The sequence below is a fragment of the Azospirillum sp. A23 genome (genome assembly GCF_042938965.1).
In the GTDB taxonomy this organism is placed as follows: Bacteria; Pseudomonadota; Alphaproteobacteria; order Azospirillales; family Azospirillaceae; genus Azospirillum; species Azospirillum melinis.
In genome coordinates, this window is the sequence record NZ_CP170667.1 from 80,764 (window position 1) to 106,402 (window position 25,639).

At 67.6% G+C, this 25,639-nt stretch carries 22 protein-coding genes and 1 tRNA gene; 9 read left to right on the forward strand and 14 right to left on the reverse strand.

Going from position 1 to position 25,639, the window contains the following annotated elements; genetic code table 11:
• Nucleotides 1-81: 81 nt before the first annotated feature.
• Both ABNQ40_RS17740 and ABNQ40_RS17745 read right to left on the reverse strand, forming a co-directional pair.
• Complete coding sequence (locus ABNQ40_RS17740) at nt 82-1,794, reverse strand: methyl-accepting chemotaxis protein (RefSeq protein WP_109051887.1); 1,713 nt, start codon at nt 1,792-1,794, stop codon at nt 82-84.
• Between the two features lie 65 nt (nt 1,795-1,859).
• Nucleotides 1,860-2,342 (reverse strand): cache domain-containing protein, encoded by a 483-nt coding sequence (locus ABNQ40_RS17745; RefSeq protein WP_109051888.1) that lies wholly within the window; start codon nt 2,340-2,342, stop codon nt 1,860-1,862.
• 54 nt (nt 2,343-2,396) lie between these two features.
• On the opposite strand from ABNQ40_RS17745, the gene ABNQ40_RS17750 reads away from it, so the two are divergent.
• Complete coding sequence (locus ABNQ40_RS17750) at nt 2,397-2,678, forward strand: hypothetical protein (protein ID WP_146255527.1); 282 nt, start codon at nt 2,397-2,399, stop codon at nt 2,676-2,678.
• Between the two features lie 290 nt (nt 2,679-2,968).
• The gene (locus ABNQ40_RS17755) at nt 2,969-5,008 is read left to right on the forward strand and encodes an elongation factor G (protein ID WP_109051889.1); all 2,040 of its coding nucleotides are present in this window, start codon (nt 2,969-2,971) and stop codon (nt 5,006-5,008) included.
• A gap of 68 nt (nt 5,009-5,076) precedes the next feature.
• Here ABNQ40_RS17755 and ABNQ40_RS17760 read toward each other — a convergent pair whose 3' ends face one another.
• Complete coding sequence (locus ABNQ40_RS17760) at nt 5,077-6,312, reverse strand: argininosuccinate synthase (RefSeq protein ID WP_098738883.1); 1,236 nt, start codon at nt 6,310-6,312, stop codon at nt 5,077-5,079.
• A 108-nt stretch (nt 6,313-6,420) separates the two neighbouring features.
• A complete protein-coding gene (locus ABNQ40_RS17765) occupies nt 6,421-6,969 on the reverse strand; it encodes an SH3 domain-containing protein (protein ID WP_247880062.1) in 549 nt (182 codons plus the stop codon).
• A gap of 251 nt (nt 6,970-7,220) precedes the next feature.
• Between ABNQ40_RS17765 and ABNQ40_RS17770 the strand changes: the two genes are divergently transcribed.
• Entirely contained in the window at nt 7,221-8,210 is a 990-nt protein-coding gene (locus ABNQ40_RS17770; protein ID WP_109051890.1) for a D-glycerate dehydrogenase, read from the forward strand.
• A 40-nt stretch (nt 8,211-8,250) separates the two neighbouring features.
• Here the strand turns inward: ABNQ40_RS17770 and ABNQ40_RS17775 are convergent, their stop codons facing one another.
• The 4 genes from ABNQ40_RS17775 to ABNQ40_RS17790 form a co-directional block, all read right to left on the reverse strand.
• On the reverse strand, nt 8,251-8,709 hold the full coding sequence (locus ABNQ40_RS17775; RefSeq protein ID WP_098738885.1) for a MarR family transcriptional regulator: 459 nt from the start codon (nt 8,707-8,709) through the stop codon (nt 8,251-8,253).
• 122 nt (nt 8,710-8,831) lie between these two features.
• Entirely contained in the window at nt 8,832-10,379 is a 1,548-nt protein-coding gene (locus tag ABNQ40_RS17780) for a lysozyme inhibitor LprI family protein (protein WP_247880063.1), read from the reverse strand.
• A gap of 131 nt (nt 10,380-10,510) precedes the next feature.
• The gene (locus ABNQ40_RS17785) at nt 10,511-11,155 is read right to left on the reverse strand and encodes a hemolysin III family protein (RefSeq protein WP_391348426.1); all 645 of its coding nucleotides are present in this window, start codon (nt 11,153-11,155) and stop codon (nt 10,511-10,513) included.
• Between the two features lie 170 nt (nt 11,156-11,325).
• A complete protein-coding gene (locus ABNQ40_RS17790; protein WP_098738887.1) occupies nt 11,326-11,595 on the reverse strand; it encodes a ribbon-helix-helix domain-containing protein in 270 nt (89 codons plus the stop codon).
• 153 nt (nt 11,596-11,748) lie between these two features.
• On the opposite strand from ABNQ40_RS17790, the gene ABNQ40_RS17795 reads away from it, so the two are divergent.
• Complete coding sequence (locus ABNQ40_RS17795) at nt 11,749-11,940, forward strand: hypothetical protein (RefSeq protein WP_109051892.1); 192 nt, start codon at nt 11,749-11,751, stop codon at nt 11,938-11,940.
• A gap of 191 nt (nt 11,941-12,131) precedes the next feature.
• On the forward strand, nt 12,132-12,746 hold the full coding sequence (locus ABNQ40_RS17800) for a Hint domain-containing protein (RefSeq protein ID WP_391348431.1): 615 nt from the start codon (nt 12,132-12,134) through the stop codon (nt 12,744-12,746).
• Nucleotides 12,747-13,522: 776 nt separating this feature from the next.
• Here ABNQ40_RS17800 and ABNQ40_RS17805 read toward each other — a convergent pair.
• From ABNQ40_RS17805 to ABNQ40_RS17820, 4 genes are all read right to left on the reverse strand, one after another.
• Nucleotides 13,523-14,413: a LysR family transcriptional regulator gene (locus tag ABNQ40_RS17805; RefSeq protein ID WP_098738890.1), complete on the reverse strand. Its 891-nt coding sequence runs from the start codon at nt 14,411-14,413 to the stop codon at nt 13,523-13,525.
• Nucleotides 14,414-14,668: 255 nt separating this feature from the next.
• Nucleotides 14,669-16,120, reverse strand: a complete 1,452-nt coding sequence (locus ABNQ40_RS17810; protein WP_109051894.1) for a DHA2 family efflux MFS transporter permease subunit — start codon at nt 16,118-16,120, stop codon at nt 14,669-14,671.
• Nucleotides 16,121-16,228: 108 nt separating this feature from the next.
• Nucleotides 16,229-16,963 carry an aspartate/glutamate racemase family protein gene (locus ABNQ40_RS17815; protein ID WP_109051895.1) on the reverse strand — a complete coding sequence of 245 codons (735 nt, stop codon included), beginning with the start codon at nt 16,961-16,963 and terminating at the stop codon, nt 16,229-16,231.
• A 53-nt stretch (nt 16,964-17,016) separates the two neighbouring features.
• Nucleotides 17,017-17,808: an enoyl-CoA hydratase/isomerase family protein gene (locus ABNQ40_RS17820; protein ID WP_391348435.1), complete on the reverse strand. Its 792-nt coding sequence runs from the start codon at nt 17,806-17,808 to the stop codon at nt 17,017-17,019.
• A gap of 201 nt (nt 17,809-18,009) precedes the next feature.
• On the opposite strand from ABNQ40_RS17820, the gene ABNQ40_RS17825 reads away from it, so the two are divergent.
• The 4 genes from ABNQ40_RS17825 to purH all read left to right on the forward strand — a co-directional run bounded on the left by ABNQ40_RS17825 (nt 18,010) and on the right by purH (nt 23,236).
• Nucleotides 18,010-18,084: transfer RNA gene (locus ABNQ40_RS17825), tRNA-Gly, on the forward strand.
• A 147-nt stretch (nt 18,085-18,231) separates the two neighbouring features.
• Complete coding sequence (locus tag ABNQ40_RS17830) at nt 18,232-19,527, forward strand: RsmB/NOP family class I SAM-dependent RNA methyltransferase (RefSeq protein WP_391348437.1); 1,296 nt, start codon at nt 18,232-18,234, stop codon at nt 19,525-19,527.
• 165 nt (nt 19,528-19,692) lie between these two features.
• Complete coding sequence (locus ABNQ40_RS17835; protein ID WP_109048125.1) at nt 19,693-21,360, forward strand: heparinase II/III family protein; 1,668 nt, start codon at nt 19,693-19,695, stop codon at nt 21,358-21,360.
• A 271-nt stretch (nt 21,361-21,631) separates the two neighbouring features.
• Nucleotides 21,632-23,236 carry a bifunctional phosphoribosylaminoimidazolecarboxamide formyltransferase/IMP cyclohydrolase gene (gene purH, locus ABNQ40_RS17840; protein WP_109048124.1) on the forward strand — a complete coding sequence of 535 codons (1,605 nt, stop codon included), beginning with the start codon at nt 21,632-21,634 and terminating at the stop codon, nt 23,234-23,236.
• A gap of 44 nt (nt 23,237-23,280) precedes the next feature.
• Here the strand turns inward: purH and ABNQ40_RS17845 are convergent, their stop codons facing one another.
• Nucleotides 23,281-24,177, reverse strand: a complete 897-nt coding sequence (locus tag ABNQ40_RS17845; RefSeq protein WP_109048123.1) for an RNA polymerase factor sigma-32 — start codon at nt 24,175-24,177, stop codon at nt 23,281-23,283.
• Between the two features lie 301 nt (nt 24,178-24,478).
• On the reverse strand, nt 24,479-25,474 hold the full coding sequence (locus ABNQ40_RS17850; RefSeq protein ID WP_109048122.1) for a hypothetical protein: 996 nt from the start codon (nt 25,472-25,474) through the stop codon (nt 24,479-24,481).
• Nucleotides 25,475-25,639: the final 165 nt, after the last annotated feature.

Below are 25,639 nucleotides of genomic sequence, written 5' to 3' on the forward strand. Positions count from 1 at the left end.
TCGTTTCAAGTCCGATGCGACCAAACTTCGCGGGCATGCGATGAACCCCAGGACCCATGCCGTCCTCTTCGTCCGCTCCCGTCAGCCCGCCCGAAGCCGGCCGATGAAGTTTGTCACCTCGCGGTTCAGCGTCACCGCCTGGCCGTCCAGCAGTTCCGCGGCGCGCAGCACCTCGCCGGCGGCGGTGCCGGTTTCCCCGGCGCTGGCGGAGACGGTGGCGATGGTGTGGGAGACCTCGGCGGTGCCGGCGGCGGCCTCCTGCACGTTGCGGGTGATCTCCTGGGTGGCGGCGGCCTGCTGTTCCATGGCCCCGGCGATGGAACCGACGATCTCGTCGATGCCGACCACCGTTTCGCCCACCCCCTTGATCGCGGTGACGGCGGCTCCGGTCACGCCCTGCATAGTGGCGATCTGGGCGCCGATCTCCTCCGTGGCCTTGGCGGTCTGGGTGGCGAGGTTCTTCACCTCGCTCGCCACCACGGCGAAGCCCTTGCCGGCCTCGCCCGCCCGCGCCGCCTCGATGGTCGCATTCAGCGCCAGCAGGTTGGTCTGGGCGGCGATGGAGTTGATCAGGCCGACGATCTCGCCGATGCGGTGGGCGGCGTCGGACAGACCGACGACATGGGCGTTGGTCTCCTCCACCGCCCGCACCGCGCCGCGGACCATGTCGAAGGACCGGCGAACCTGATCGCCGATCTCGGCGATGGAGGCCGACATCTCCTCCGTCGCGGCGGCGGCGGTCTGGACGCTGATGCCCGCCTGGGCGCTGGCGGCGGCGACGGTGGCGGCCTGCCGGTTGGTGCTGTTGGCGCGCTCCAGCATGCCGGCGGCGTTGCTGCGCACCTGATGGGCGCCGGAACCGACCAGCTGAACCACCTCCGCCACCCGGACTTCGAACAGGTCGGCCAGCTCCTGGATGGCGCGGCGTTTCTCCGCCTCGGCGTCCGCCTTCTGGCGCTGCTGGTCGGCGGTCAGCCGCTCCACCTCGCGGGCGTTGGTCTGGAACACCTCCAGCGCGCGGGCCATGGCACCGATCTCGTTGCGCATCCAGCCGCCTTCGACCACGGTGCCGAGCTGTCCGGCGGCCAGATCGGCCGTGTTGCTCGCCAGCCGCTGCAAGGGGCGGGTGATGGAGCGGGCGAGCAGCAGCCCGGCCGCCATCATCGCCAGCAGCAGCCCGCCCATCACCAGGGCGAAGTCGCGGCGGGCCGATGCGGCGGCATCGCGGGTGGCCTGGGTGGAGGCGGCGGTGGAGCGGCCGATGGCCGCCTGCGTTTCCATCACCTTTGCGGTCAGGGCGGCGAACTGGTCGTCGGTGTGGGCCATCATCGGGATGCCGATCAGGCGGTCGATGGCCGCCATCTGGTTCATCTCGTCCACCGCCTTGGCATAGGCGCCGATCCGCACCGACACCTCGTCCAGCATCGCCCGCTCCGCCTCGATCAGCGGCATGGCCCGCAGATCGGCAATGGCGGCGCGCGCCTTGCCCAGGTTGGCGGCGATGGCGTCGCGCATGGCCTGGAGCTTCTTCTCTTCGATCCCGGACCCCGACAGGGCCAGATGCCGGGACACGTCGCTGTGGATGACGTAGGCGATGGCGACCAGCCGGTCGATACGGCCCAACTGCTCCGCCGCCTCGCGGTGGATGGCGTCCACGGCGCCCAGGGCCTGTTCCGACTGTCGGTCGGCCAGCACCAGCGCCGCCACCGTCAGGACGATCCCCATCAGGGGGGCTGCGAACACACGGCCTGCCACAGACAGGCCGGACAGACGCGCAAAGACACCGCCGCTCATGTTCACCCCCAACAGTTCCGCCCCCAACGGCCCTACCCGCCGATCACCGCCTTACGCGGGAGCCGTCACTTGTAGATGCCGACATACGCGACCAGTTCCTGGCCCGGCACGCGCTTCACGTAGGTGATCTTCGGTTCGATCTTGTTGCTGGCGGGGTTCAGCCAGCGATACTCGACCCAGCCCTCGCTCTTGTCCTTGGCGACGGCCAGCACGTCCTGGACGATGAAGCGGCCGTCCGGGTCCTTGACGTTGATGACGCTCTGGCCGACGCCGGCCGGACGCGGCGGGTAGACCTTCCACACGCCGGCGAAATCGATGACGTTGACGTAGATCTCACCGTGCTTGTACGGACCGTCGGCGTTGAACGCCTTGGCAGCCTCGTCCAGGCCCTGGGCGGCGATCAGGTCCGCCGCCTTCAGGGTGATGGACTTCGCGTCCTCCTGCGTCGGCTTGGCCTGCTCGGCGACGGCCGGGCTGGACAGCGGGGCGGAAACGGCAGTCCCGACGGCAATCAGGGTGACCGCCAGCAAACGAAACCACAGGCGCATGTGCTTTTTCCCCAAGAAATGCGGGACGGCCGGCAGACGCCGGACGCCCCTGACATGTTTTATCCGGCCGTCATCGCCTTCGCGTTCGGCCATTTTCCCGAAAGGCTACTATCAGAAGGTTTCATGCGTTTGTCCGCTGCATTTCCATGCGTTCATATCGCATTGCAGCATAGCAATATTGCGAATGAATGGCCGGTAGGTGCACTCTCCGGCGGTATCGCCTTGCATTTGAACGTATTGGCCGTGCGGCGAGAGCGGCTGGGCGGGTATGGACAAGCCATTCGCGCGCCGATGCGGCTTATCGACGCATCGGTCGCTCCCACAGCCCGCGCGTGACGGTTTGCCGCCCCTTTTTTCCATCGACAGCCGCGCCGTTCGGGTGGAGCATCGAAAGTCCGATGCGGGCGCCCCGCCGGCTCCGGACCCGATGCGTTTTCCCAGCGCCCGTCCGCCGCCGCCCGTCGCCCGATCCGGACGCAATCTTCTGGAAGTGCCAGTTCTTTAAAGTGCCAGTCTGAAGTGCCACACGCGAACGGGCCGCCCCGGCGGCCGGCGCCGGCGGCCCCTTTCCCGCCCTGGCCCCGTCCCCCGGTCACGACAGCCCGAAGCTTCGACGGGAGGTGTGAATGCCGCATACGCAAATCCGGACGGCGCGCTGCGCGGCGCTGGTCGGCCCCTATCTCGCCGGCAAAACGACACTGCTGGAAAGCCTGCTGTTCGCCGCCGGGGCCGTCACCCGCAAGGGCAGCGTGCGCGACGGCAATGCCGTGGGCGACAACTCGCCGGAGGCGAAGGCCCGGTCGATGAGCACCGAGCTGAACGTCGCCTCCTTCGATTACCTGGGGGAACGCTGGTCGATCCTGGACTGCCCCGGTTCGGTGGAACTGGCGGGGGAGGCACAGGCGGCGCTGATGGCCGCCGACATCGCCATCGTGGTGGCGGAGGCCGCACCGGAAAAGGCGGTGCTGCTGGCCCCGCTGTTCAAGGTGCTGGACGATCACCGCATCCCGCATCTGCTGTTCATCAACAAGATCGACACGCTGGGCGATATCAGGGTGCGCGACGTCGTCGCCGCCTATCAGGAGGTCTCGGCCCGCAAGCTGGTGCTGCGCGAGGTGCCGCTGCGCGAGAACGGCCAGATCACCGGGCTGGTCGATCTGGTCAGCGAGCGTGCCTGGCGCTTCAACCCGCACAAGCCGTCTGACCTGATCGCCCTGCCCGACGGCGCCCGCGACTGGGAGACGGAGGCGCGGCAGGCGATGCTGGAGTCCGCCGCCGATTTCGACGACGGCCTGCTGGAAAAGCTGCTGGAGGACATGGCTCCCGACAGTGCCGAGCTTTACGAGACGCTGGCGCACGAACTGGCAGACGACCTGATCGTGCCGGTCTTCTTCGGGTCGGCGGAGAACGACAACGGCATCCGCCGCCTGCTGAAGGCTCTGCGGCACGAGGGGCCGGAGGTTGCCACCACCGCGGCCCGCATCGGCATCCCGGCCGACGCGGCGGTGGCGGCGCAGGTGGTGAAGACGATGATGGGGTCCCATGCCGGGAAGCTCAGCCTCGCCCGCATCTGGCGCGGCACCGTCACCGACGGCATGACGCTGGGGGCTGAGCGGGTGTCCGGCATCTTCCAGCAGTTCGGCCGCGACCAGACCAAGGTGCCGCAGGCCGTGGCCGGCGATCTCGTGGCCCTCGGCCGGCTGGAGAAGGCGGCGACCAGCGACCGTCTGACCGAGAAGGCCAATCTCGGCCCGCCCGCCGACTGGCCGGCCGCCGCCCCGCCGGTGCATGGGCTGGCGCTCCGCGCCGAGAACCGCAATGACGAGGTGAAGCTGTCCGCAGCCTTGCAGAAACTGCGGGAGGAGGACCCGTCCCTGACGCTCGATCAGTCGGCTGAGACCGGCGAACTGGTGCTGTGGGGCCAGGGCGACGTGCATCTGAAGCTGGCGATGGACCGGCTGCGCAGCCGCTTCAACGTCGCGGTGAAGGGCCAGCCGCCGCAGGTGCCCTACAAGGAGACGATCCGCAGGGGCACCAGCCACCATGCCCGCTTCAAGCGCCAGACCGGCGGCCATGGCCAGTTCGCCGACATCCATGTCGAGATCCGGCCGCTGCCGCGCGGATCGGGCATTCAGTTCGAGGATGCGGTGGTCGGCGGCTCCGTGCCGCGCCAGTACATTCCGGCGGTGGAGGCCGGCGTGCGCGACGCGGCGGTGCGCGGGCCGCTGGGCTTTCCGGTCGTGGATTTCGCGGTGGCGCTGACCGGCGGCCAGTTCCATGCCGTCGACAGCTCCGACATGGCCTTCAAGACGGTGGCGCGGCAGGCGATGGCCGATGCCCTGCCGACCTGCGAGCCGGTGCTGCTGGAGCCGATCCTGACCGTCACAATCGCGGTGCCCAGCGCCTTCACGCCGAAGGTTCAGCGTCTGGTCAGCGGACGGCGCGGCCAGTTGCTGGGCTTCGATGCGCGGCCGGGCTGGCCCGGCTGGGACGAGGTGAAGGCGTGCATGCCCCAGGCCGATATGCAGGATCTGATCGTGGAACTGCGGTCGCTGACCTTCGGCGTCGGCAGTTACAGCGCCGAGTTCGAACGGCTTCAGGAGGTGGTCGGCAAGGCGGCCGACCGGGCCGTGGAAATCCGCCGCGACATGCTGGCGGCACAATAAACGGAGGAGCGCTCCACCGCCCGGCTGGCGGGCGGTGGAGCGGTTCCTTATTGGTCGATCTTCTGGCCTTACCCGATCTTCTGCTTGGCCATCGCGCCCAGACGCAGGCGGAGCGCGTTCAGCTTGATGAAGCCTTCCGCATCCTTCTGGTTGTAGACGCTGTCCTGCTCGAAGGTCACATAGTCCATGCGGTACAGCGAGTTGGGCGACTGGCGGCCGACGACCGTGACGTTGCCCTTGAACAGCTTCAGACGGACGGTGCCGTTGACCAGCGACTGGGTCTGGTCGATCAACGCCTGGATGGCCAGACGCTCCGGGCTCCACCAGTAGCCGCAATAGATCAGCTCGGCGTAGCGCGGCATCAGCTCGTCCTTCAGGTGGCCGGCGCCACGGTCGAGCGTGATGCTCTCCATCGCGCGGTGCGCCACCAGCAGAATGCTGCCGCCCGGGGTCTCGTAGACGCCGCGCGACTTCATGCCGACATAGCGGTTCTCGACCAGATCGAGGCGGCCGATGCCGTTCTCGCCGCCCAGGCGGTTCAACTCGGTCAGCAGGGCCGCCGGCGACAGCGCCTTGCCGTCGATGGCGACCGCGTCACCGTTCTTGAACTCGACCTCGATGTAGGTCGGGGTGTCCGGCGCCTTTTCCGGGGCGACGGAGCGGGTGTACATGTCCTCGTCCGGCTCGACCCACGGATCCTCCAGCGCCTTGCCCTCGTACGAGATGTGCAGGAGGTTGGCGTCGGTGGAGTAGGGGGCCTCGCCGCGCTTGTCCTTCGCGATCGGAATCTGGTTCTTCTCGGCGTAGTCCAGCAGCGTGGTGCGGCTGTTCAGGGTCCATTCGCGCCACGGCGCGATGACCGTGATGTCCGGGCGCAGGGCGTAATAGCCCAGCTCGAAGCGGACCTGGTCGTTGCCCTTGCCGGTGGCGCCATGGGCGACGGCATCGGCGCCGACCATGTTGGCGATCTCGATCTGGCGCTTGGCGATCAGCGGCCGGGCGATCGAGGTGCCGAGCAGGTAGGTGCCCTCGTAGAGCGTGTTGGCGCGGAACATCGGGAAGACGAAATCGCGCACGAACTCTTCGCGCAGATCGTCGATGAAGATGTTTTCCGGCTTGATGCCCAGAAGCTCGGCCTTCTTGCGGGCGGGCTCCAACTCCTCGCCCTGGCCGAGGTCGGCGGTGAAGGTCACCACCTCGCAGGAATAGGTTTCCTGCAGCCACTTCAGGATGACCGAGGTGTCGAGGCCGCCCGAATAGGCGAGCACCACTTTCTTGATCTGTTTGCCGGACGCGCCGCTCATGGGACTGCTCTTGCAGTAGAGAAAGGTAAGGCCGCGACCGTACGGCCTTTCCCGCCCGCCTTCAAGCCCTGCCGGCGCCGATCTGCTCCTGGGAATGACCGGGACCGGCTACTCGATCTTCTCGCCGGGGTAGGTGCCCCAGAAATCGGCGCGCTTCATCCAGCCACGATAGCCCTTCACATCGACCTCGCACCACTCGTCGCGGCACTTCTTCAGCGATCCGATGACACCGGGCTCCGCCCGCGCCACCACGGCGCCGTCGCCGCGCGGCGATTCATAGATCGCGCGGGTCTGGCCGACGATCAGCACGCCGCGGCGTCCCGACAGCGCGCTCTGGTGCACCCAGCCTTCCGCCCCCTCCCAATCGCGGATGCGGCGCCAGGTGTCGAATTCCTGGATGATCTCCACCGGCATGTCCTTACGCTTGAACACCCATTCGATGGGGTAGCTGCCGTTGGGGCCGGAGCGCAGGTTCACCTCGCCGACGCGCACGGTGACGAAGCGGGGGATCGGCAGGCCCGACGCGTGGGTCGGGTCCTTCCCCTCCGCGGCGAGCGCCGTGCCCACGCCCGTAACCGTGCCGCCCGCGAAAAGCCCCGCCCCCAACCCCGCGATCAGGGCCAGAGCGGCGAGGACGGAGCGGCGGCGGACAGGCATGGCGGCACCGGAACAGGGATAGGGGAGGGCAAAGCGGGCCGCACTATAGAGACCACCCGTTCGATAGGGCAAGCGCCGCCACCCCCCGATGCCACCCCCGTCGGACGGTGCGGCCGGCTTGCCGCAGGGTGGCCTTTCGCGACGGACTTCTGGACAGTCCAACGACCGCTTGGTATGGCAACCATGGACCGGAGCAGCCCGTGCCGAGACCTTCAGATGCGGGCGGCCGGGGCAAGGGAGGACCAGCACCGATGACCGACAAGAAGAAGCCGCTCGTTGTCGTCACCCGCAAGCTGCCGGACGTCATCGAGACGCGCATGATGGAGCTGTTCGACACTCGGCTCAATCCGGACGACGTGCCGCTCACCCCTGCCCAGATGCAGGACGCGATGAACATCGCCGAGGTGCTGGTGCCCACCGTCACCGACCGCATCGACCGCGCGCTGATCGAAGCTGCCGGGCCGCAGCTGCGGCTGATCGCCTCCTTCGGCACCGGTGTCGACCACATCGACCTGAAGGCGGCGCGCGAGCGCGGAATCGTCGTCACCAACACCCCCGGCGTCCTGACCGAGGACACCGCCGATATGACCATGGCGCTGCTGCTGGCCACCGCGCGCCGCGTGGCGGAGGGCGAGCGGCTGGTCCGCTCCGGCCAGTGGACCGGCTGGGGTCCGACCACCATGCTGGGCCACCGCATCAGCGGCAAGCGGCTGGGTATCCTGGGCATGGGGCGTATCGGCTCGGCGCTGGCCAAGCGGGCGCGCGCCTTCGGCATGTCGATCCACTACCACAACCGCCGCCGCGTCCATCCGGAGCTGGAGCAGGAGCTGGAGGCGACCTACTGGTCCAGCCTGGACCAGATGCTGGCGCGGATGGACATCGTGTCGATCAACTGCCCGCACACGCCGGCCACCTACCATCTGCTGTCGGAACGCCGGCTGAAGCTGTTGCGTCCGCACTGCTACATCGTCAACACCTCGCGCGGCGAGGTGATCGACGAGGTGGCGCTGACCCGCATGCTGTCGAAGGGCGAGATCGCCGGTGCCGGCCTGGACGTGTTCGAGCATGAGCCGGCGGTCAACCCGAAGCTGCTGCGGCTGGACAATGTCGTCCTGCTGCCGCACATGGGCTCCGCCACCATCGAGGGCCGCATCGACATGGGCGAGAAGGTGGTGATCAACATCAAGACCTTCACCGACGGCCACGCCCCGCCCGACCGCGTTCTGGAAGCGCTGCTGTAGGACGGCGTTCCCTTCCCCTCCCGGCAGGGGAGGGGACCGGTCAGGATGCGGAGGCTTCCAGCGGGGCGGCCTCCCGTGCCGGCACCTCCTGCAGCTCCGCCTCCAGCCTTGCCTTGGCGGCGGCGGCCAGCTGCTCGTCGGCCTGGATGCGGGCCATGTCCTCCGGTGCGACGGCGCCGGCGGCGATTACCAGCTCGGCGAAATCGGACAGATAGACGCTGCCCTTCACGGTGCGCTGGACCAGAACGTTGCGCTTGTCCTCGGCATCGCGCTTGCGCTTGACGAATCCCAGGACCGACAGGCGGTCGAGCGCACGGGTCACCGCCGGTTTGGAAATGTTCAGCAGGGCGGCCAAGCCACGCACGGTGTGCGGCGGGTCGGTCAGATAAACCTGGAGAAGGATCGCCAATTGCCGCGCCGACAGGTCCGGCGCGTCCTTACGGACGCTGGCGACCAGCGCGGTGCGCCACAACCCGAGCGCCTTGAGGTTCCGTGCCATGCCTCCCCCCGGAAAGCCGCGTGCGGTTCCGCAACCGCAGCACGCGCCGCGAAGTGTCGCTTACCCGAACGATGCAGGCAAGACTTTCGCGTTCCCGGGAGAAGGACGGCGCCGGTGCCTGCCTACTTTCCCTCGCGTTTCAGCACCAGCGGCTTGGCCGTGCCGGTGACCAGCAGGTTTCCGCCGGCGAGCGGAACGACGGTCAGGCTGCCGCCGGCCGACACCGGGGCGAGGCTGACCGCCTGCTTGGCGGCGTTAACGGCAGGCTTCATCCCGCCAGGGACCTCCTTGGGGTCGAAGACGGCGTCCTCACCCTGGCCGGCGACATCGTAAACCGTGCATTCGCTGCCGACGCAGATGCTGGTCTCGTCGATGCGCGCCTTTCCGGCGGGGGCGTTGAAGGGCGCGTCGTCCGCCCCGCCGCCGCTCCAGATCCAGCTGCCGCGCAGCCAGTCCGGCAGGCGGGTGTCCTTCTGGACCTCCAGATTGTCGGTGATCAGGCCGATACTGCCATTCAGCCCCTGGGCGGCCACCGCCTCGGCAATCTTGCGGGCTTCAGCGGCGGCAATGCCGTAGCGGGTGGCGATCTGCGGCGTCCAGGCCGTCACCGCCCCGTCCACCGCCTTGCGCAGGCGGTCGCCCCAGCCGGGCGCGATCCAGCGCGGGTTGGACCAGCCGGAGGCATCCTTGACCAGCTGGGGCAGTTGCGGGGCATCGGCGCCCTGATCGGCTCCCTGATTGGCGACGAACAGGCGCGGATCGACCGCCGACTTCATGCGGTCGATGCCCATCTGGCGGTAGGTGGCGAAGCGGATCGTGCCGGTGCGGTTGGAGGCCGCCTCCAGCATCGGGGCGAGCAGGTCGTCAACCGCCTTCCAGGCGGGGGTGGCGAGCAGGGCCTTGTCATCGGGGCAGGCGGGATAGGCGCCGAAATTGTCGCGGTTGCTGCCATAGAGCGGCTCCATTGCTTTCCATGCCGCCGCTCCGCGCTTCTCCATCACCGAGCAGGGCCACGCCATCTCCACCTCGTCGCTGACGACGCGCAGAGCGGTGAGGAAACCGTCGTCGGTAGCGAGATCGACTCCGGAGGCCGTCTCGCGGGCATAGGAATCCTCGATGCCGGCGATGGCCTCGCGCAGCAGCGCCTCCGCCTTTGCCCGGTCGGGGGAGGGGCCGAAGCGCAGCAGATAGGCGTTCCATCCCTTGCCCAGCCCGCCGCGGATTTCGACAAGCCGTTTGGCGGCGCCGGCCGGGTCGCCGGCGATGCCGTCGACGATGGCGGACATCGCGGCGACCGCCTTCGGCATCGAGTCGGACAGCGCGGTGCGCCGGGCGTCCAGCACCGGGCCGAGGCAGGAGCCGGGAGTGGCTGCGGTCGCACACTGGTTGCGCTGCGCCAGCCAGGCCCGCTGTTCCGTCCGCAGCCGGTCACGGTCGGCGGCGGCGGACAAATCCTGCAACGCCTTGTAGAGGCCGGCGATCTCCCGGTCGGCGTCGGCCAGCTTGGGATCGGCGCAGATCGCCTTTTCAACCGGCGTGGAGGCCGCCTTGCAGTCGAAGGACGGTTCCGCCCTTGCAGCCCCGCCGACGACCATGATCGAGAGCGCAGCCGCCGCCCCCGCGAGCATTGCGCCATCGATGGACGGCTTCCCGTTTTTGCGCTTGTCCATAACCGCTCGGTTTTTCTCTGCCCGGCCCATCATGCCTTCCTGGGACTGTGATCCGCGGAAGATACGGAATCCGTTGCGGCTTGTCCTCTGCCTCCCTGGCAATTCCGAAAAGCGGCAATCAAAGAAAGCAGTCAAAGAAAAGCGACTGCGATTGCGGCGAAATGGCAACTGGCCGCAGTCAGCACGAACAGGTGCCAGACGGCGTTGTTGTAGGGCATGCGATCCATCAGGTGGAAGACGACGCCGACGGTGTAGACCAGCCCGCCGGCGACCAGCAGCCACAGGGCTGGCGCCGACAATGCCGATCCAAGCGGTTCCAGCGCCGTGACCACCGCCCAGCCCAGTCCGAGGTAGAGCGCCAGCCCCAGCCGGTTGAAGCGACCCGGAAAACGCAGCTTCAGCGCGGCGCCGAAGGCGGCCCCGCCCCAGACGGCGCCACCCAGCCCGATCCCTTGGCCCAACCCCAGCGTGAAGGGCGTGTAGGTGCCGGCGATCATCACGAAGATCATGGCATGGTCGACTCGCCGCAGCACCGCCTTGCCGAAGCCGGGCGGGGCGAGGTTGTAGGCGGCCGAGGCCGTCAGCATCCCCACAAGCCCCAGGCCGTAGACGGTCAGCGCCAGCGCCGTATGGACCGGCACGGCGCCGGAAAACACACCTTCATTCAGCAGCCAGACGAAACCGGCGAGGCCGGCGGTGACGCCGATGGCATGAACGACCGCATCGGCCCGCCGCTCGCCGACGCTGTAGACGGGAAACTGGTGGGCATCCGGCATTGGCACACCGCTTCGGTCGACGCAAAGAGAAGTCGGCCGCCGGAATGGGGCCTGCGTCGAACATGGTGTGCCGGCAGCGGCCACGCCAGCGGTCCTGTCCGATGGAATGAACCCGGCGGGCGCTGCTTTGGCGAACCGCTTATGCCGGACGGAACGGCCGCGTTAGGCCGTTACTCCGCTGCGAAGGCCACGGCCGCGGTGTGGCGGTGGCGCGGCATCGGCTCCGACAGGTTGGCGGCCTTGCGGAAGTAGCACAGGGCATAGACACGGACGCAGCCGGTGAGATTGTCGCAGTCCTGGCGTTCGGCATCGATCTTCGACACCAGTTCGCTCATCGTCATGAACTCGCGGGCGCAGATTTCCTCAAGCGACTCCCACTCCACCGGCATCAGCTTCATGCTGGTCCGCTTGCCGTTCACCCTGATGTTGCGCATGTGCATGGGAGAGCCCTCCGTTGCTGATGCATAAATGGGTATGCGAAACAGCGGGGTGTGTGCTGTGAAGTTTTTCACAGGGAAAATGACCGCTCCGAGCGGGGAGCCGTCGAAGGGCCGGGCGGGCATCGTGGGATCGACATCGGATCGGGGGACGGCATGACACCAAACGAAGCCCTGCGTGCGATCATGAACGAGGCGGCGGCGGCGCGTTCCGCCCTGTGCGAGAACGAACTGGTCATCCGTCTGGACAACATCCTCGCCATTGCCCGCGAAGCGCTGGTGGGGCAGGACGGGGATGAAATGCCGCAATCGTCGCGGAACGAAGGCGGTGGCTGCCCAGAGCGGTGAGGGGGATGTCGCGGTCACATCCAAGGGGGTGAGACAATTGGTCACGGGTGGTCGTAAATCTGTACAACTTCGCACGCCCACGAATTGCATAGGGGGGTAACCTTTCGGACTTACCACCGTCATCCCCGATCCTGGAAAATCCGGGAGGGCAGGCGGAGGGCTTCTCAAACCGAAATGGGACTTCCTACTCAATGGCTCCGATCCCGACTCCGACCTGCATCCTCCGCGGCACTTACGTTCATACCAAGCTGGGCGAAGTGCCCGTCGAAAGCCTGAAGATCGGCGATATGATCAAGTCGTCGGTGACCGGTGAGTTCCGTTCGATCCGCTGGATCGGCCGGCGTCTGCTGGCGGGCTCGTCCTTCGATACCGAGCATCTGCGCAAGGTCCATCTGCCGGTGCGGATCGCCCGTGACGCCATCGCCCGGAACATGCCGTCCCGCGATCTCTATATCTCCCCCAGCCATGCGCTGCTGATCGGCGAGTACGGTGTTTCGGCCCGTCTCCTGATCAACGGCTCGTCGATTCGGCAGGTGGATGCGATGGAGGAGATCGAGTATTTCCACATCGAACTCGACAGCCATGACGGCATGTACGCCGAAGGGCTGCCGGTCGAGACCTACCTCGAAGCCGACAACCGTCAGGCTTACGACAACGCTGCCGAATATGAGGCGCTGTATCCGGGAGACGATCCGCGCATTCAGGAACCCTGTGTGAAGATCGACATCCCGCTGGCCGCGCTGGAGCAAATCCGCAAGAACGTGAACAAGCGCGCCGAGCAGATCGAAACGGCCGAACTGGCCTGAAGCAGGGCTTGGCCCGTCTGTGGGCCGGATTGTCGAATGTAAGAGAGGGCCGTCCTGTGGGGCGGCCCTTTTGCGTTGGCGGAGGCTGGGGACGTCTAGGAGCTTCACCCGTCCTGTTACGACTGCTGCCGAAAGCAGCCGGGTCTCATCAAAAGACTGAACAAGAAGCCCCTGGATGTCGACCCTCCTGACCTCCACCGTCGCCCCTACAAATAGGTGCGACGGCGCGATGCCTCGGTGGAGGCATGTCGAGCCAGCGGGCGGCGTTCGGCATGTCCCCGGTTCGGCCGGGCGTCCTATCCCCGGTGATGACCTGCCGCTGGGAATGATGCGCTGGGCAAAGACGGATCTCGACTGCCGGCCACCTTGCAGCCGGCCATAGCAGCCAGCCGGAACCATGCAGACTGTGGCCCCTAGCGTAGCCCAACCCCTGCGCACATAAAAAAACCGCCGCTAACCCGATGGATTAGCGGCGAGTTGAACAGGGAGGCTTCACGTCTGGGAGACGCTGGGTCCGAGGACCCAACCCCGGAGGGGAGACCTCCGGGACGAAACATCAGATGCTGCGTCGCAACATCCAACGATCAAAATTTGACCATTCTGCTGCCAACTTTCCAGGCATAAATGTATAAATCTACCATGCAAGACACGCATGGCTTCTGAAGTCCCTTAGAAAGCTAATAAAAATGCCAAAAACGACAGCGCCGCTCCGGTAAGTTGGAGCGGCGCTGTCGTTTTTGGCAATTCTCTTACAGGATCACTGAAAATGTTCGTGGTCAGAACGGAGTTTCTGCCACTTTTTTAACCAGGAAGTCGCGGAAGACGGCGATGCGCTTGGAATGGCGCAATTCTTCGGCATAGACGAAGTAGGCGTCGACCTTCGGCCCGTCGACATCCGGCAGGATCCGCGTCACGTCCTTGGAGAAGCTGTCGACCAGGAAGTCGGGCAGCGCGCCGATGCCAAGCCCGCTCTCCACCGCGCGGTAGATGGCGTAGACGCTGTTGACCTGCAGGATCGGTTTCCGGTTGGGCGACGGATCGCCCATTTCCATGATCCAGTTGACGTTGGGGATCGGCGCCCGCACGTCGGGCGGGTAGGTGATCAGGTCGTGGTTGTCCAGCTCCGCCAGCGTCTTGGGCGAGCCCTTCTTCTTCAGGTAGCTCTGGCTGGCATAGAGGTGGAAGCGGATCGACATCAGGTGCCGCTGGATCAGGTCCGGCTGGCGCGGCGTGTTCATGCGGATGGCGATGTCCGCCTCGCGCATCGCCAGATCCAGCTCGTCGTCGTCGATCAGCAGCGTCAGCTGGATGTCGGGGTAGATCGACATGAACTCGTTGATACGCGGCGTCAGCCAGGTCGATCCGAAGGCGACGGTCGTCGTCACCCGCAGCGGGCCCTTGGGATGCTCCCGGCTTTCGGTCAGCATCGCCTCGGTCATCGACAGTTTGGCGAAGACGTCGCGGGCGGTGCGGTGAAGCAGTTCGCCCTGTTCGGTCAGGATCAGCCCACGGGCGTGGCGGTGAAACAGTGGAACGCCCAGGCTTTCCTCAAGCGCGCTGATCTGGCGGCTGACCGCCGACTGGCTGAGGTTCAACGTCTCACCGGCGTGCGTGAAGCTGCCGGCTTCGGCCACCGCGTGGAAGACCCGAAGCTTGTCCCAATCCATCATGCTGTCCCGCCCCGATGCGCAACCGCCCGGAGCCTCCCGTTTATCTTGAGGACGGCGCATGGCCGCCATGCATGTTTATAGCGGGAACGCGCCCGGAACGCACGCGCTAGTAAAAGCGATTCGCACGAAAATTAATCATGATCACCGGAGTTATTCTCATCCGAAGTCACAGCGATCCGAGTATATCCGTATAATGGATAGGGATGTTTGCGATGCTCGGAAACGGGGCGGCGGTCGTTCGCCCCTGTTTTGCTAATCCGCGGCGTCGGTCAGGGCGGCGGCCTTGACCGTTGCGCTGCGGGCATCGCCCGCCGGCTTGTCCGGACCGCGGCGGCCGATATGTCCGCTGATCTCGTCGCCGGCATCGGCGGGCAGGCGCCAGAATGGCAGGCTGGAGGCGCAGGCCATCAGCCCGACCGTCAGGAAGGCGGGAACGAAGGAGGCCGGGGTCAGCGTGCCGCTCCACTGCACGGTCAGGTGAAGCGTGGTGGCGCCGACGGCGACGCCGAGGCTCATTGACAGTTGCTGCATCACGCTGGCCAGCGTGTTGGCGCGGCTTGTCATCGGCTGCGGCACCTCGGCATAGCTCAGCGTGTTCATGCCGGTGAATTGCAGCGAACGGAAGAAGCCGCCCAGCAGCAGCGCGCCCAGGATCACCAGATGCGGCGTATCGGGACGGAAGGCGCCGTAGCTGGCCAGGATCACGCCGCTGACGATGGAGTTCAGCGTCAGCACCGGTCGGAAGCCGAAGCGGCGCAGGATCGGTCCGGCCAGCGCCTTCATGGTCAGGGCGCCCGCCGCTCCGGCGAAGGTGAGGGCGCCCGACTCGAAGGCGGTCAGGCCGAAGCCGATCTGCAGCATCACCGGCATCAGGAAGGGCACCGCGCCGATGCCGATGCGGAACAGGGTGCCGCCCAGCACCGACGCCCGGTAGGTTTGCAGCCGGAACAGCGACGGGTCCAGCACCGGCCGTGCCACCCGCCGGGCATGGCGCAGATACGCCAGCGTCGCCAGCAGCGCCACCGCCAGCAGGATCGCCACCGCAGTGGCCGGCAGCAGGTCGCGTCCGACATTCTCGAAGCCGAACATGAAGGCGGCCAGCGCGATGGAACTCCACAGGAAGCCGCGGGCGTCGAAGGGGTCGCGCTGCTCCTCTTTCAGATTGGGGATCAGCGCCAGCACCAGGGCGATGCCCACCAGCCCGATCGGCACATTGATGAAGAAGATCCAGCGCCAGGAGGCGTAGGTGGTGATCGCCCCGCCGACCAGCGGCCCCAGCGCCGGCCCGATCAGCGCCGGCAGGGTCATCCGCGCCATCGCCGTCACCAGCTGGTCCTTGGGCACGGTGCGCAGCAGGATCAGCCGGCCGACCGGCACCATCATCGCCCCGCCCATGCCCTGGAGGATGCGGGCGGCCACCAGCTCCGCCAGCCCGTTCGACAGGCCGCAGGCAATGGAGCCCGCCATGAAGACGCCGATGGCGCTGGCGAAGACGGTGCGGGCGCCGTAACGGTCGGCCGCCCAGCCGCTGACCGGCAGGAACACCGCCAGCGCCAGCATGTAGGAGGTCATCGCCAGACTGAGCCGCAGCGGATCCTCGCCCATCGACTGCGCGATCCCCGGCAGGGCGGTGGCGATCACCGTCGAGTCGAGGTTCTCCATGAACAGGGCGCAGGCGATGATCAGCGGGGTGACACGCGACATGACGGACCGTCAGGCAGGAAGCGGAACCCTACGAATGTGAGGCGTCCCGCCGCATTGACCATCGCCCATGCGAAAGCCCTGCCATGCGTAAGCGCGGTCGGAGAAGGATCATCCGGCCGCGGAGACGAAGTCCACCGCCGCCTGCGTGTGCAGCCGCGTGGTGTCGAACACAGGGAAGCCCGGCAGATCGGGCTGGTCGATCAGCAGGAAGATCTCGGTGCAGCCCAGGATCACGCCCCCGGCGCCACGGCGGCGCAGATCCTCGACGATGCGCAGATACTCGGCCTTGGAGTCGGGGCGGAGGTCGCGCCGGACCAGCTCGTCGAAGATGATGCGGTCGACAAGGGCCTGGTCGGCCTCGTCGGGCACCAGAAGCTCGACGCCGAAACGGTCGCGGAACCGCTTCGCCAGCAGGTCGGACCGCATGGTCGCCGCGGTACCGAGCAGGCCGACCCGCCGCAGCCCGGCCTTCGCGATCGCCTCGCCAGTCGGGTCGGCGATGTGGATGAAGGGGATGCTGCGGCCGGCCATGATCGGCTCGACCACCCGGTGCATGGTGTTGGACACGCAGATGACCAGATCGGCGCTGGCCCGCTCCAGCGCATCGACCTTGCCGGAGAGGTAGCGTTCGGCGCCGTTCCAGTCGCCGGTGCGGACAAAATGCTCGATGTTGCCGAAATTCACGCTGACGATGACGATCTCGCCGTTGTCCCAGCCGCCCAGCCGGTCATTCAGCCCGTCGTTGAGAAGACGGTAATATTCGCCGGTGGCCTGATTGCTCATGCCGCCGAGCACACCGATGGTCTTCTGTGGCACGGGGCGGACGGTTGGATGGATCGTCATCGCGGTGTGGCTCCTCATTGGCTCGTCCTGAGCAGGCCTTGAGCCTTAGCACGTCACCGCCCGGTGAACACCGGCTTCCGCTTTTCCAGGAAAGCCCTGTAGCCCTCGCGGAAATCCCCGGTGCCGAAGCAGCGGTAGCATTCGGCGATCTCTGCCTCGGTCAGCGGCGCCGGATCGGAGAGGCGGTGGACATAGCGCTTGTGCAGGGTCGCGGCCAGCGGTGCGCCGGCGGCGATGCGCTGGATTGTGGCGGCGACCTCCGTCTCGAAGCCTTCATCCGGGACGGTGCGGTGGACGAGGTTCTTGTCCTTGGCCTCCGCTGCACCGAAGACCCGGCCTTCCAGCAGGATTTCCAGCGCCGCCGGACCGCCGGCGACGTCGGCGACCAGCTTCAGCTCCGTCGGCCCCATGGAGATGCCGAGCCGGCTGACCGGCACGCCGAAGCGACTGCTCTCCGAACAGACCCGGAGGTCGCAGGCCAGCGCCACTGCCAGACCGATGCCGCAGCAAGGGCCGTCGATGGCGGCCAGCACCGGATGGCGCAAGGCACGCAGGCCATCCAGCCCCTCGTCCATCAGATCGCCATAGCTCGCCCCCTGTTCGGGGCTGTTGCGCTCGCTCTCGAACTCCGAGATGTCGGCGCCGGGAGAGAAGGTGCGGGCACCATTGGCGCCGGGACCGCCGCGCATGACGACGACGCGGACACCCTCGTCGGCTTCCAGCGCGCTCAGGTGCCCGATCAAGGCGTGCCACATCGGCTTGTCGAAGGCGTTCAGCTTGTCCGGGTTGGACAGGGTCAGGGTCGCGACGACTCCATCGCGGGTCAGGGTGATGGTGCCGGCCATGCCGCAGTCTCCATCCGTTGCCGTATGGCCGCGTACCATAGCGCGCCGCCGCCGGGACGCAAGCTGCCCGGTGCCGCGGCGCGGAACGGGTGGGCCGCAAGGTTGGAAGGGGAGGTCGCGAAAAAAGTGAGAGGAGGGTGAATTTTCCTCTTGCGGCGGAGGCCGTGTTTCCGTAGAAAGCGGCTCCCGGACGACGGGAGCGCGGGCGTAGCTCAGGGGTAGAGCACAACCTTGCCAAGGTTGGGGTCGAGGGTTCGAATCCCTTCGCCCGCTCCAGTTCTCCGGTGAAAGCGAAGATCAAAGGGCCGGGCGGCAACGCACCGGCCCTTCGCTTTTCCGGCTTCCGCGGCCCGGCAACGGGCTTTTGAAATCGCTGGGTATCCCGTATCGACACTGGCCGTCCGGCGCGCTAGATCCATACACATGACCGACACTTCCCTCGCCGCCCGCGGCGTTGCGCTCGACTTGCTGCGCGACGTGCTGCGCAAGTCCGTCCCCTTCGACGACGCGTTCGACGCGCATCCCGAACTGGCGGCGTTGCAGCCGCGCGACCGCGGCTTCGTCCGCCTGCTGGTCGCCACCGTCCTGCGCCGTCTGGGCCAGATCGACGAGATGATCCAGGCCAGCCTCGCCAAGCCGGGCCTGCCCAAGGCGGCCATCCACGACATGCTGCGGCTGGGCACGGCGCAGCTGGTGTTCCTGAACACCCCCGCCCACGCCGCCGTCGACACCGCGGTGGAACTGGCGGCAGCGCGCAACGCCGCTCCCTACAAGGGGCTGATCAACGCCGTGCTGCGCCGCATCGGGCGCGAGGGGGCGGAGATGGCGGCGCGGCAGGATGCCGGGCGGCTGAACACGCCGGACTGGCTGTGGCTGTCCTGGCGCTCCGCCTACGGCACCGCCCGCACCCGCGGCATCGTCGAGGCGCACCTGCACGAGGCGCCGCTCGACATCACGGTGAAGTCCGACCCCGCCGGCTGGGCGGAGCGGTTGGGCGCCACCCTGCTGCCGACCGGATCGCTGCGCCGTCCGACCGGCGGGTCGGTGACCGAGCTTCCGGGCTTCGAGGACGGGGAATGGTGGATCCAGGATCTCGCCGCCTCGCTGCCGGCCAAGCTGTTCGGCGATCTGGCGGGCAAACGGGTGTTCGACCTGTGCGCCGCCCCCGGCGGCAAAACGGCGCAGCTGGTGGTGCGGGGCGCGCAGGTCACCGCCATCGACCGCTCGGCCCGCCGGCTGGAGCGGGTGACGGAGAACCTGAAGCGCCTGCGCCTTGAGGCCGATGTGCTGGCCGCCGACGCCACCACCTGGGAGCCGGAGGAGCCGGCCGACGCCGTTCTGCTCGACGCGCCCTGCTCGGCTACGGGTGCGATCCGGCGCCATCCCGACATCCTGCGGGTCAAGACGCCCGACGACATCGCCAAGCTGGCCCGCGCCCAGTCGCGGCTGCTCGCCCGCTCGGTCGAGCTGGTGAAGCCCGGCGGCACGCTGATCTACTGCACCTGCTCCATCCAGCCGGAAGAGGGGGAGGTGCAGGTTGCCCGCCTGCTGGAACAGGACAAGCGGGTGGAGCGTTGGCCTGTGACCGCCGATGAGCTCGGCGGCCTGTCGGAGCCGATCAACGAGGCGGGGGAGGTCCGCAGCCTGCCGGGCATGCTGGCCGATCTCGGCGGGATCGACGGCTTCTTCGTGGCACGCCTGCGCCGACGCCAGGGGTGAAGCCTTGTGCGGTCCGCACCGCGGGATAAATCCCAGCCCTGTCTTGCGGTGCGGGCGGCGAATTGATACGACACGAGCCATGCTTCCGTCCGCGTTCTCCCGCACCGCATCATCACCCTCCGCCGGCTGCCGACGCCGCTTGCGGTCCTGAAGGAGTCGGCGCAGATGGGCGACGGGAACGGACGGTTTCGCAGCGGCATGGCGCGCCTTGCCTATGGGAACCCCCTCTACGCCCTGATGCTGGGCGGTAAGGCGCCGGGCGCGCTGGCGGTGATCCCGCCCGATCCCTGGCCGGGCGATACCGACAACGGCAACGCCATGCTGGCCGGCCGGATGAGCTTCGCCGGCCAACCGGTCATGGTCGACCCCAACGGTGTGCCCAACTGGCGGCCCCAGGGCGTCAGCCCCGGCTGGCTGCGCGCCGCCCACGGCTTCGAATGGCTGCGCGACCTGCGCGCGGTCGGCGGCGACACTGCGCGGCGCCGGGCGCGGGTGCTGGTGTGGTCCTGGCTCGACCAGAACGGCGGCTGGCATTCGCAGAGCTGGGCGCCCGATGTGCTGGGCATGCGGCTGTCCAGTTGGATCGGTCTGCATGATTTCTACTGCGCGTCCGCCGACGACGAGTTCCGCGCCCGGGTGTTCGAGAGCATGGCCCGCCAGCTTCGCCACCTGCTGCGGGTGGCGCCGGCCAAGCTGGACGGCGAGCGGCTGATCGGCGCGATCAAGGGCCTGCTCTACGGCGGCTATTGCCTGCCCGACCAGGACAGGGCGGCACGGGAGGCGTTGCGCCTGCTCGACAAGGAGCTGCCCCGCCAGATCCTGCCCGATGGCGGCCATGTGGAGCGCAACCCGTCGATCCAGATGCGGGTGCTGCGCGACCTGATCGACATGCGCGCCGTCCTGCGCGTCGCGAAGGAAGAGGTGCCGGAAACCCTCCAGCACGCCATCGACCGCATGACGCCGGCCCTGCGCTTCTTCCGCCATGTCGATGGCAGCCTCGCCCTGTTCAACGGCGGGCGGGAGGAGGAGCCGGCGCTGATCGACACGGTGCTGGCCCAGGCCGATGCCCGCGGCCGACCGCTGAAGAGCGCGCCGCACACCGGCTTCGAGCGTCTGCTCGCCGGGCGCACGCTGGTGCTGCTCGACACCGGCGCGCCGCCGCCGGCCGGGCTGGACCGCACCGCCCATGCCGGCACCCTGTCGATGGAGGTTTCCGTCAACAAGGAGCGGCTGATCGTCAATTGCGGCAGTCACCCGTCTCAGCGCGGCCCCTGGCGCGCGGCGCTGGCCGGCACCTCCGCCCACTCGACCATGGCGGTCGCCGACACCAATTCGTCGGAGGTGCTGGAGAAGGGCGGGCTCGGCCGCCGGCCGACGCATGTCAGTTGCGAACGCCAGGAATCGGACGGCGCCATGCTGGTGGTGGCCACCCACAACGGCTACAGCAAGGGTTTCGGCCTGCTGCACCGCCGCCGCGTCTATCTGGCCGACAATGGCGAGGATCTGCGGGGCGAGGACACGCTGGAACCGGTGATCGGCGCCACGCCCCAACCGCAGCCCTATGCCATCCGCTTCCACCTGCACCCCAATGTCCAGGTCGTTCCGGTTCAGGCACAGGGCAATGGCGGCAACGATCAGGTGCTGCTGCGCCTTCCCAGCGGCAATGCCTGGCGCATGCGGGTGACCGGCGCCGTGCTGGAGGTGGCGGAGAGCGTCTATCTCGGCAGTGGGGAGGAGCCCCGCCGCACCCGGCAGATCATGATGCAGGGACAATGCGGACCCGAAGGGCTGACGGTGAAATGGGCCTTGCGCCGCGAGCGCAAGGCGGCGTAAATCGCGCCCATCCGCGGTGGCCGGGCCTATTCCCTTCGGGAGAGGCGTGGAAACACGGATGAACACGGGATTTTGGGGCACGGACGACCACGGGACTCTTCACGCCGTGCTTATCCATGTCCGTCCGGGCCGGCATCGGCCGGGCGGACGCGGATAAGCACAGCTGAGCGGCATTTCCGTGGTCGTCCGTGCTTTTCTTCTTCCGTGCTTGTCCGGGTCTCCCCGGTTGCCTGCGGCCTTATGCAATTCCCGCAGCGATCAGGATGACGCCATGAGCCCGCCCAAAGCCAACCACGCCCCCGCCCCTGACAAGGTCCGCATCGCCCGCGCCCTGATTTCCGTGTCCGACAAGGCCGGTCTGGTGGAGCTGGGCAAGGCGCTCGCCGCCCGCGGCGTCGAGATCCTGTCGACCGGCGGGTCGGCCCAGCGTCTGGCCGAGGCCGGCGTGCCGGTCAAGGAGGTCTCCGACCACACCGGCTTCCCGGAGATCATGGACGGTCGCGTCAAGACCCTGCACCCGCGCGTCCATGGCGGCATCCTGGCCCGCCGCGACATCCACGCCGACGCGATGGCGCAGCACGACATCCCCGGCATCGATCTGGTGGTGGTCAACCTCTACCCGTTCGAGGCGACGGTCGCCAAGGGCGCTGCCTATGACGACTGTGTCGAGAACATCGACATCGGCGGGCCGGCGATGATCCGCGCCGCCGCCAAGAACCACGATTTCGTCGCCATCGTCACCGAGCCGTCCGACTACGAGGCGGTGATGGACGAGCTGGCGACCCATGACGGCTGCGTCACGCTGGCCCTGCGCCGCAAGCTGGCGCAGCGCGCCTATGCCCGCACCGCCGCCTACGATGCCGCCATCTCCACCTGGCTGGCCGGCCAGCTGGGCGAGACCTTCCCGCCGCGCACCACCCTGTCGGGCTCGCTGGCGCAGACCCTGCGCTATGGCGAGAACCCGCACCAGCAGGCGGCCTTCTACGTCACCGGCGAGAAGCGTCCGGGCGTCTCCACCGCCGTGCAGTTGCAGGGCAAGGAACTGTCCTACAACAACCTGAACGATACCGACGCCGCTTTCGAGCTGGTGGCGGAGTTCGAGCAGCCGGCCGTCGCCATCATCAAGCACGCCAACCCCTGCGGCGTGGCGCAAGGGTCGAACCTGCTGGAGGCCTACAAGTCGGCTCTGCTGTGCGATCCGGTCAGCGCCTTCGGCGGCATCATCGCCGTCAACCGCAGCCTGGACGCCGAGACGGCCGAGGAGATCTCCAAGCTGTTCGCCGAAGTGGTGATCGCCCCCGACGCCGACGCGGCCGCCCGCGCGCTGCTCGCCACCAAGAAGAACCTGCGCGTGCTGCTGACCAAGGACGTGCCGAACCCGGCCGAGCCCGGCATGATGATCAAGCAGCTGTCGGGCGGCTTCCTGCTGCAGAACCGCGACAGCGGCCGCATCGACCCGGCCGAGCTGAAGGTCGTCACCAAGCGCGCGCCGACCGAACAGGAACTGGCCGACCTGCTGTTCGCCTTCCGCGTCGCCAAGCACGTCAAGTCGAACGCCATCGTCTATGCCAAGAACGGCGCCACTGTGGGTGTCGGCGCCGGCCAGATGAGCCGTGTCGATTCGGCCCGTATCGCCGCCATCAAGTCGGGTGAAGCCGCCAAGGCCGCCGGCCTGTCGGAGCCGCTGACCAAGGGCTCGGTGGTTGCGTCGGACGCCTTCTTCCCCTTCGCCGACGGCCTTCTGGCCGCGGCGGAAGCGGGGGTGACGGCGGTGATCCAGCCGGGCGGTTCGATCCGCGACAACGACGTGATCGCCGCCGCGGACGAGAAGGGTCTGGCGATGGTGCTGACCGGAATGCGGCACTTCCGGCATTGACGATATGAAACGAGCCCTCTCCCTTCAGGGGGGAGGGCTTTTTCTCACGCCTCCGCCAGCAGGTCGTCGGAATCCTCGACCCGCTTCAGCATCGACTGCCGCAGTTTCAGCAGCGCCCGGTGCTCCAGCTGGCGCACGCGCTCCTTGCTGACGCCCAGCTCACGGCCGAGTTCCTCCAGCGTGGCGCCTTCCTCGCGCAGGCGGCGTTCGCGGATGATGGTGCGTTCGCGAGGGCTCAGTTCGCCCAGCGCCTCCGCCAGCCATTGCGACCGCGTGCTGGCGTCGCGCATGCCGATCACCACGTCCTCGGGCGAGGGGCGCTGGTCGGCCAGGAAATCCTGCCAGTCGTCGTCGGAGCCGTCGGCCACCGGCGTGTTCAGCGACTGGTCGGAACCGGACAGGCGCATCTCCATCGCCTCGACCTCGGACACCTCGACCTTCAGTTCACCGGCGATCCACTCGCGGCCTTCCCTGGTCAGGGGCGCACCGCTGCCGTTCTGGGTGGCGCTGTCGATCTTGGCGCGCAGACGGCGCAGGTTGAAGAACAGGGATTTCTGCGCGGCGGTGGTGCCGGTCCGCACGATCGACCAGTTGCGCAGGATGTAGTCCTGCATGGCCGAGCGGATCCACCAGGCGGCGTAGGTGGAGAAACGCACCTCGCGGTCGGGTTCGAAGCGGCTGGCCGCCTGCATCAGGCCGACATTGCCCTCCTGGACGAGATCGCCCATCGGCAGGCCGTAGTTGCGGAAACGCGATGCGGTGGCCACCACCAGACGGGTGTATGCCCGGACCAGCTGATGCAGGGCACGTTCGTCGTTGCCCTCGCGCCATTTTCGGGCGAGGTCGAATTCGTGGTCGCGCGACAGCAACGGCTCGCGCATGGATGCCTTGATGAAGCTCAGATTTGCACGCTGAGTCTCCGGATCGTCGATGTATGCCATCCGTCCCTTCCTTCCCGTCTGGGCGGCATCGTGTTCCGTCGCATATCCCCGTACTATCGGGTCTTCGCCGCTTTGCCGCCTGCCGTCGGTCGATGCCGTCGGGTTAAGACAACAAGCATGAGCGCGCCCTGTTGCGGAATCATACGCAGGTGTAGGGGGAGCGGATCACCGGAGAGACAAAGGAATTTTTCCGGCGACCCGTTCATGGGTGGCCGGTGAGGGGGCGGAGAGCGGAAACTCTTCACTGTTATTGCGCGAAGTTACGGTCGGGCGGAGCGATCTGGCAGAATCTGAGGTTGGGTCAGGCCTGGAAAAGGTCCAGCACCTCACCGAAAGAATCAAAACAGGCGCAGACGAGGTAGCCACCGCGGCCGCAACCGCCGTCGAGCGTCACCGTTGCCGGTCCGACACCGACGCCGGGGCTTTCCGGCATCCAGTTGGGGTCGTAACCGCGCACCAGACGGCTGAAACCGCCATAGGGCTGCTCCAGCCGGGTGAAACCGGCGCTGCCCCACCAGAAAGCGTCGCCCTGGCCGGTCAGCGGGCGGCGGGGATCGATGCCGGAATTGACCAGCAGCAGGCTTCCGCCGCCGCGGCTGCTGCCGGTCCAGCCCTCGCCGTCCCCAGCGTCCTCCGAAAGCCCGTCGGAGGATCCGTCATCCGCGGCCCCGCCCTGCGATGTTGGGCCGCCGGTGTAGGCGGCGCGGCGCAGCGCGTTGAACAGCTGTTCATGACCGGGCCTCGCGGCCACCGCCTGCCGGAGTTCGCGCGTCCAGCGGCCCAGCATCACCGCCCCGCCGCGTGCCGCCGCCATGCCGGCATCGAGATGGCCGCCATAGGCCGCCAGCGTCGGCGCAACGCCCTGGCGCAGCATCCAGTCCAGCACGGTGCGCGGATCGGGAGCGAAATGGAGTTGCAGCAACTTCTGCCACATCTCCTCCTGCTGGCCGCGCAGGTAGACGATGTCGGATGCGATCATGCCCGGCATCGCCAGCAGGGCGATGCGGAAGGCAAGCAGCCGGTCGATGGTTTCCACCACCTGCTCGCCGAAGCCGATCATGTTGCCGAGATAGACCAGCCGGTCGCCGGGGCGGAAGCGCTGGCCGACGGCCTGATGGATCAGGTCCAACCGGTCCGGCTGTGCATGGATGGCGCCGATGGCCCAGATCCGGCGCGGCCGGCCGAGCGACGCGAACCGGCTGTCGTCCTCAAGGGCACCGACAAGGGTGCCGGCGCTGGGGCCGGCAGGTCGGTTGGTCCGGCGGTTGGGAAGACCAAGGCGCGGCGGCAGACCCAAACTCGATTCCCTTCGGCGTCGTTCGCGAAGTCGTTCCGACGCTGTCCGCCGGAAGGCGGCCGGAGTTTAGGCGTGTCATGCCGTGGAAACAAAGGCGAAAAACGAGACGGGCGCGCGGCGTGACGTAGCAGCCGCGCGCCCGTTCGTGTCACGGACGTATATGAG

Coding starts and splice junctions, on each gene's coding strand:
- ABNQ40_RS17740 (WP_109051887.1), bottom strand. CDS start 1,794: ATGAGCGGCGGTGTCTTTGCGCGTCTGTCCGGCCTGTCTGTGGCAGGC.
- ABNQ40_RS17745 (WP_109051888.1), bottom strand. CDS start 2,342: ATGCGCCTGTGGTTTCGTTTGCTGGCGGTCACCCTGATTGCCGTCGGG.
- ABNQ40_RS17750 (WP_146255527.1), top strand. CDS start 2,397: ATGTTTTATCCGGCCGTCATCGCCTTCGCGTTCGGCCATTTTCCCGAA.
- ABNQ40_RS17755 (WP_109051889.1), top strand. CDS start 2,969: ATGCCGCATACGCAAATCCGGACGGCGCGCTGCGCGGCGCTGGTCGGC.
- ABNQ40_RS17760 (WP_098738883.1), bottom strand. CDS start 6,312: ATGAGCGGCGCGTCCGGCAAACAGATCAAGAAAGTGGTGCTCGCCTAT.
- ABNQ40_RS17765 (WP_247880062.1), bottom strand. CDS start 6,969: ATGCCTGTCCGCCGCCGCTCCGTCCTCGCCGCTCTGGCCCTGATCGCG.
- ABNQ40_RS17770 (WP_109051890.1), top strand. CDS start 7,221: ATGACCGACAAGAAGAAGCCGCTCGTTGTCGTCACCCGCAAGCTGCCG.
- ABNQ40_RS17775 (WP_098738885.1), bottom strand. CDS start 8,709: ATGGCACGGAACCTCAAGGCGCTCGGGTTGTGGCGCACCGCGCTGGTC.
- ABNQ40_RS17780 (WP_247880063.1), bottom strand. CDS start 10,379: ATGGACAAGCGCAAAAACGGGAAGCCGTCCATCGATGGCGCAATGCTC.
- ABNQ40_RS17785 (WP_391348426.1), bottom strand. CDS start 11,155: ATGCCGGATGCCCACCAGTTTCCCGTCTACAGCGTCGGCGAGCGGCGG.
- ABNQ40_RS17790 (WP_098738887.1), bottom strand. CDS start 11,595: ATGCACATGCGCAACATCAGGGTGAACGGCAAGCGGACCAGCATGAAG.
- ABNQ40_RS17795 (WP_109051892.1), top strand. CDS start 11,749: ATGACACCAAACGAAGCCCTGCGTGCGATCATGAACGAGGCGGCGGCG.
- ABNQ40_RS17800 (WP_391348431.1), top strand. CDS start 12,132: ATGGCTCCGATCCCGACTCCGACCTGCATCCTCCGCGGCACTTACGTT.
- ABNQ40_RS17805 (WP_098738890.1), bottom strand. CDS start 14,413: ATGGATTGGGACAAGCTTCGGGTCTTCCACGCGGTGGCCGAAGCCGGC.
- ABNQ40_RS17810 (WP_109051894.1), bottom strand. CDS start 16,120: ATGTCGCGTGTCACCCCGCTGATCATCGCCTGCGCCCTGTTCATGGAG.
- ABNQ40_RS17815 (WP_109051895.1), bottom strand. CDS start 16,963: ATGACGATCCATCCAACCGTCCGCCCCGTGCCACAGAAGACCATCGGT.
- ABNQ40_RS17820 (WP_391348435.1), bottom strand. CDS start 17,808: ATGGCCGGCACCATCACCCTGACCCGCGATGGAGTCGTCGCGACCCTG.
- ABNQ40_RS17830 (WP_391348437.1), top strand. CDS start 18,232: ATGACCGACACTTCCCTCGCCGCCCGCGGCGTTGCGCTCGACTTGCTG.
- ABNQ40_RS17835 (WP_109048125.1), top strand. CDS start 19,693: ATGGGCGACGGGAACGGACGGTTTCGCAGCGGCATGGCGCGCCTTGCC.
- purH (WP_109048124.1), top strand. CDS start 21,632: ATGAGCCCGCCCAAAGCCAACCACGCCCCCGCCCCTGACAAGGTCCGC.
- ABNQ40_RS17845 (WP_109048123.1), bottom strand. CDS start 24,177: ATGGCATACATCGACGATCCGGAGACTCAGCGTGCAAATCTGAGCTTC.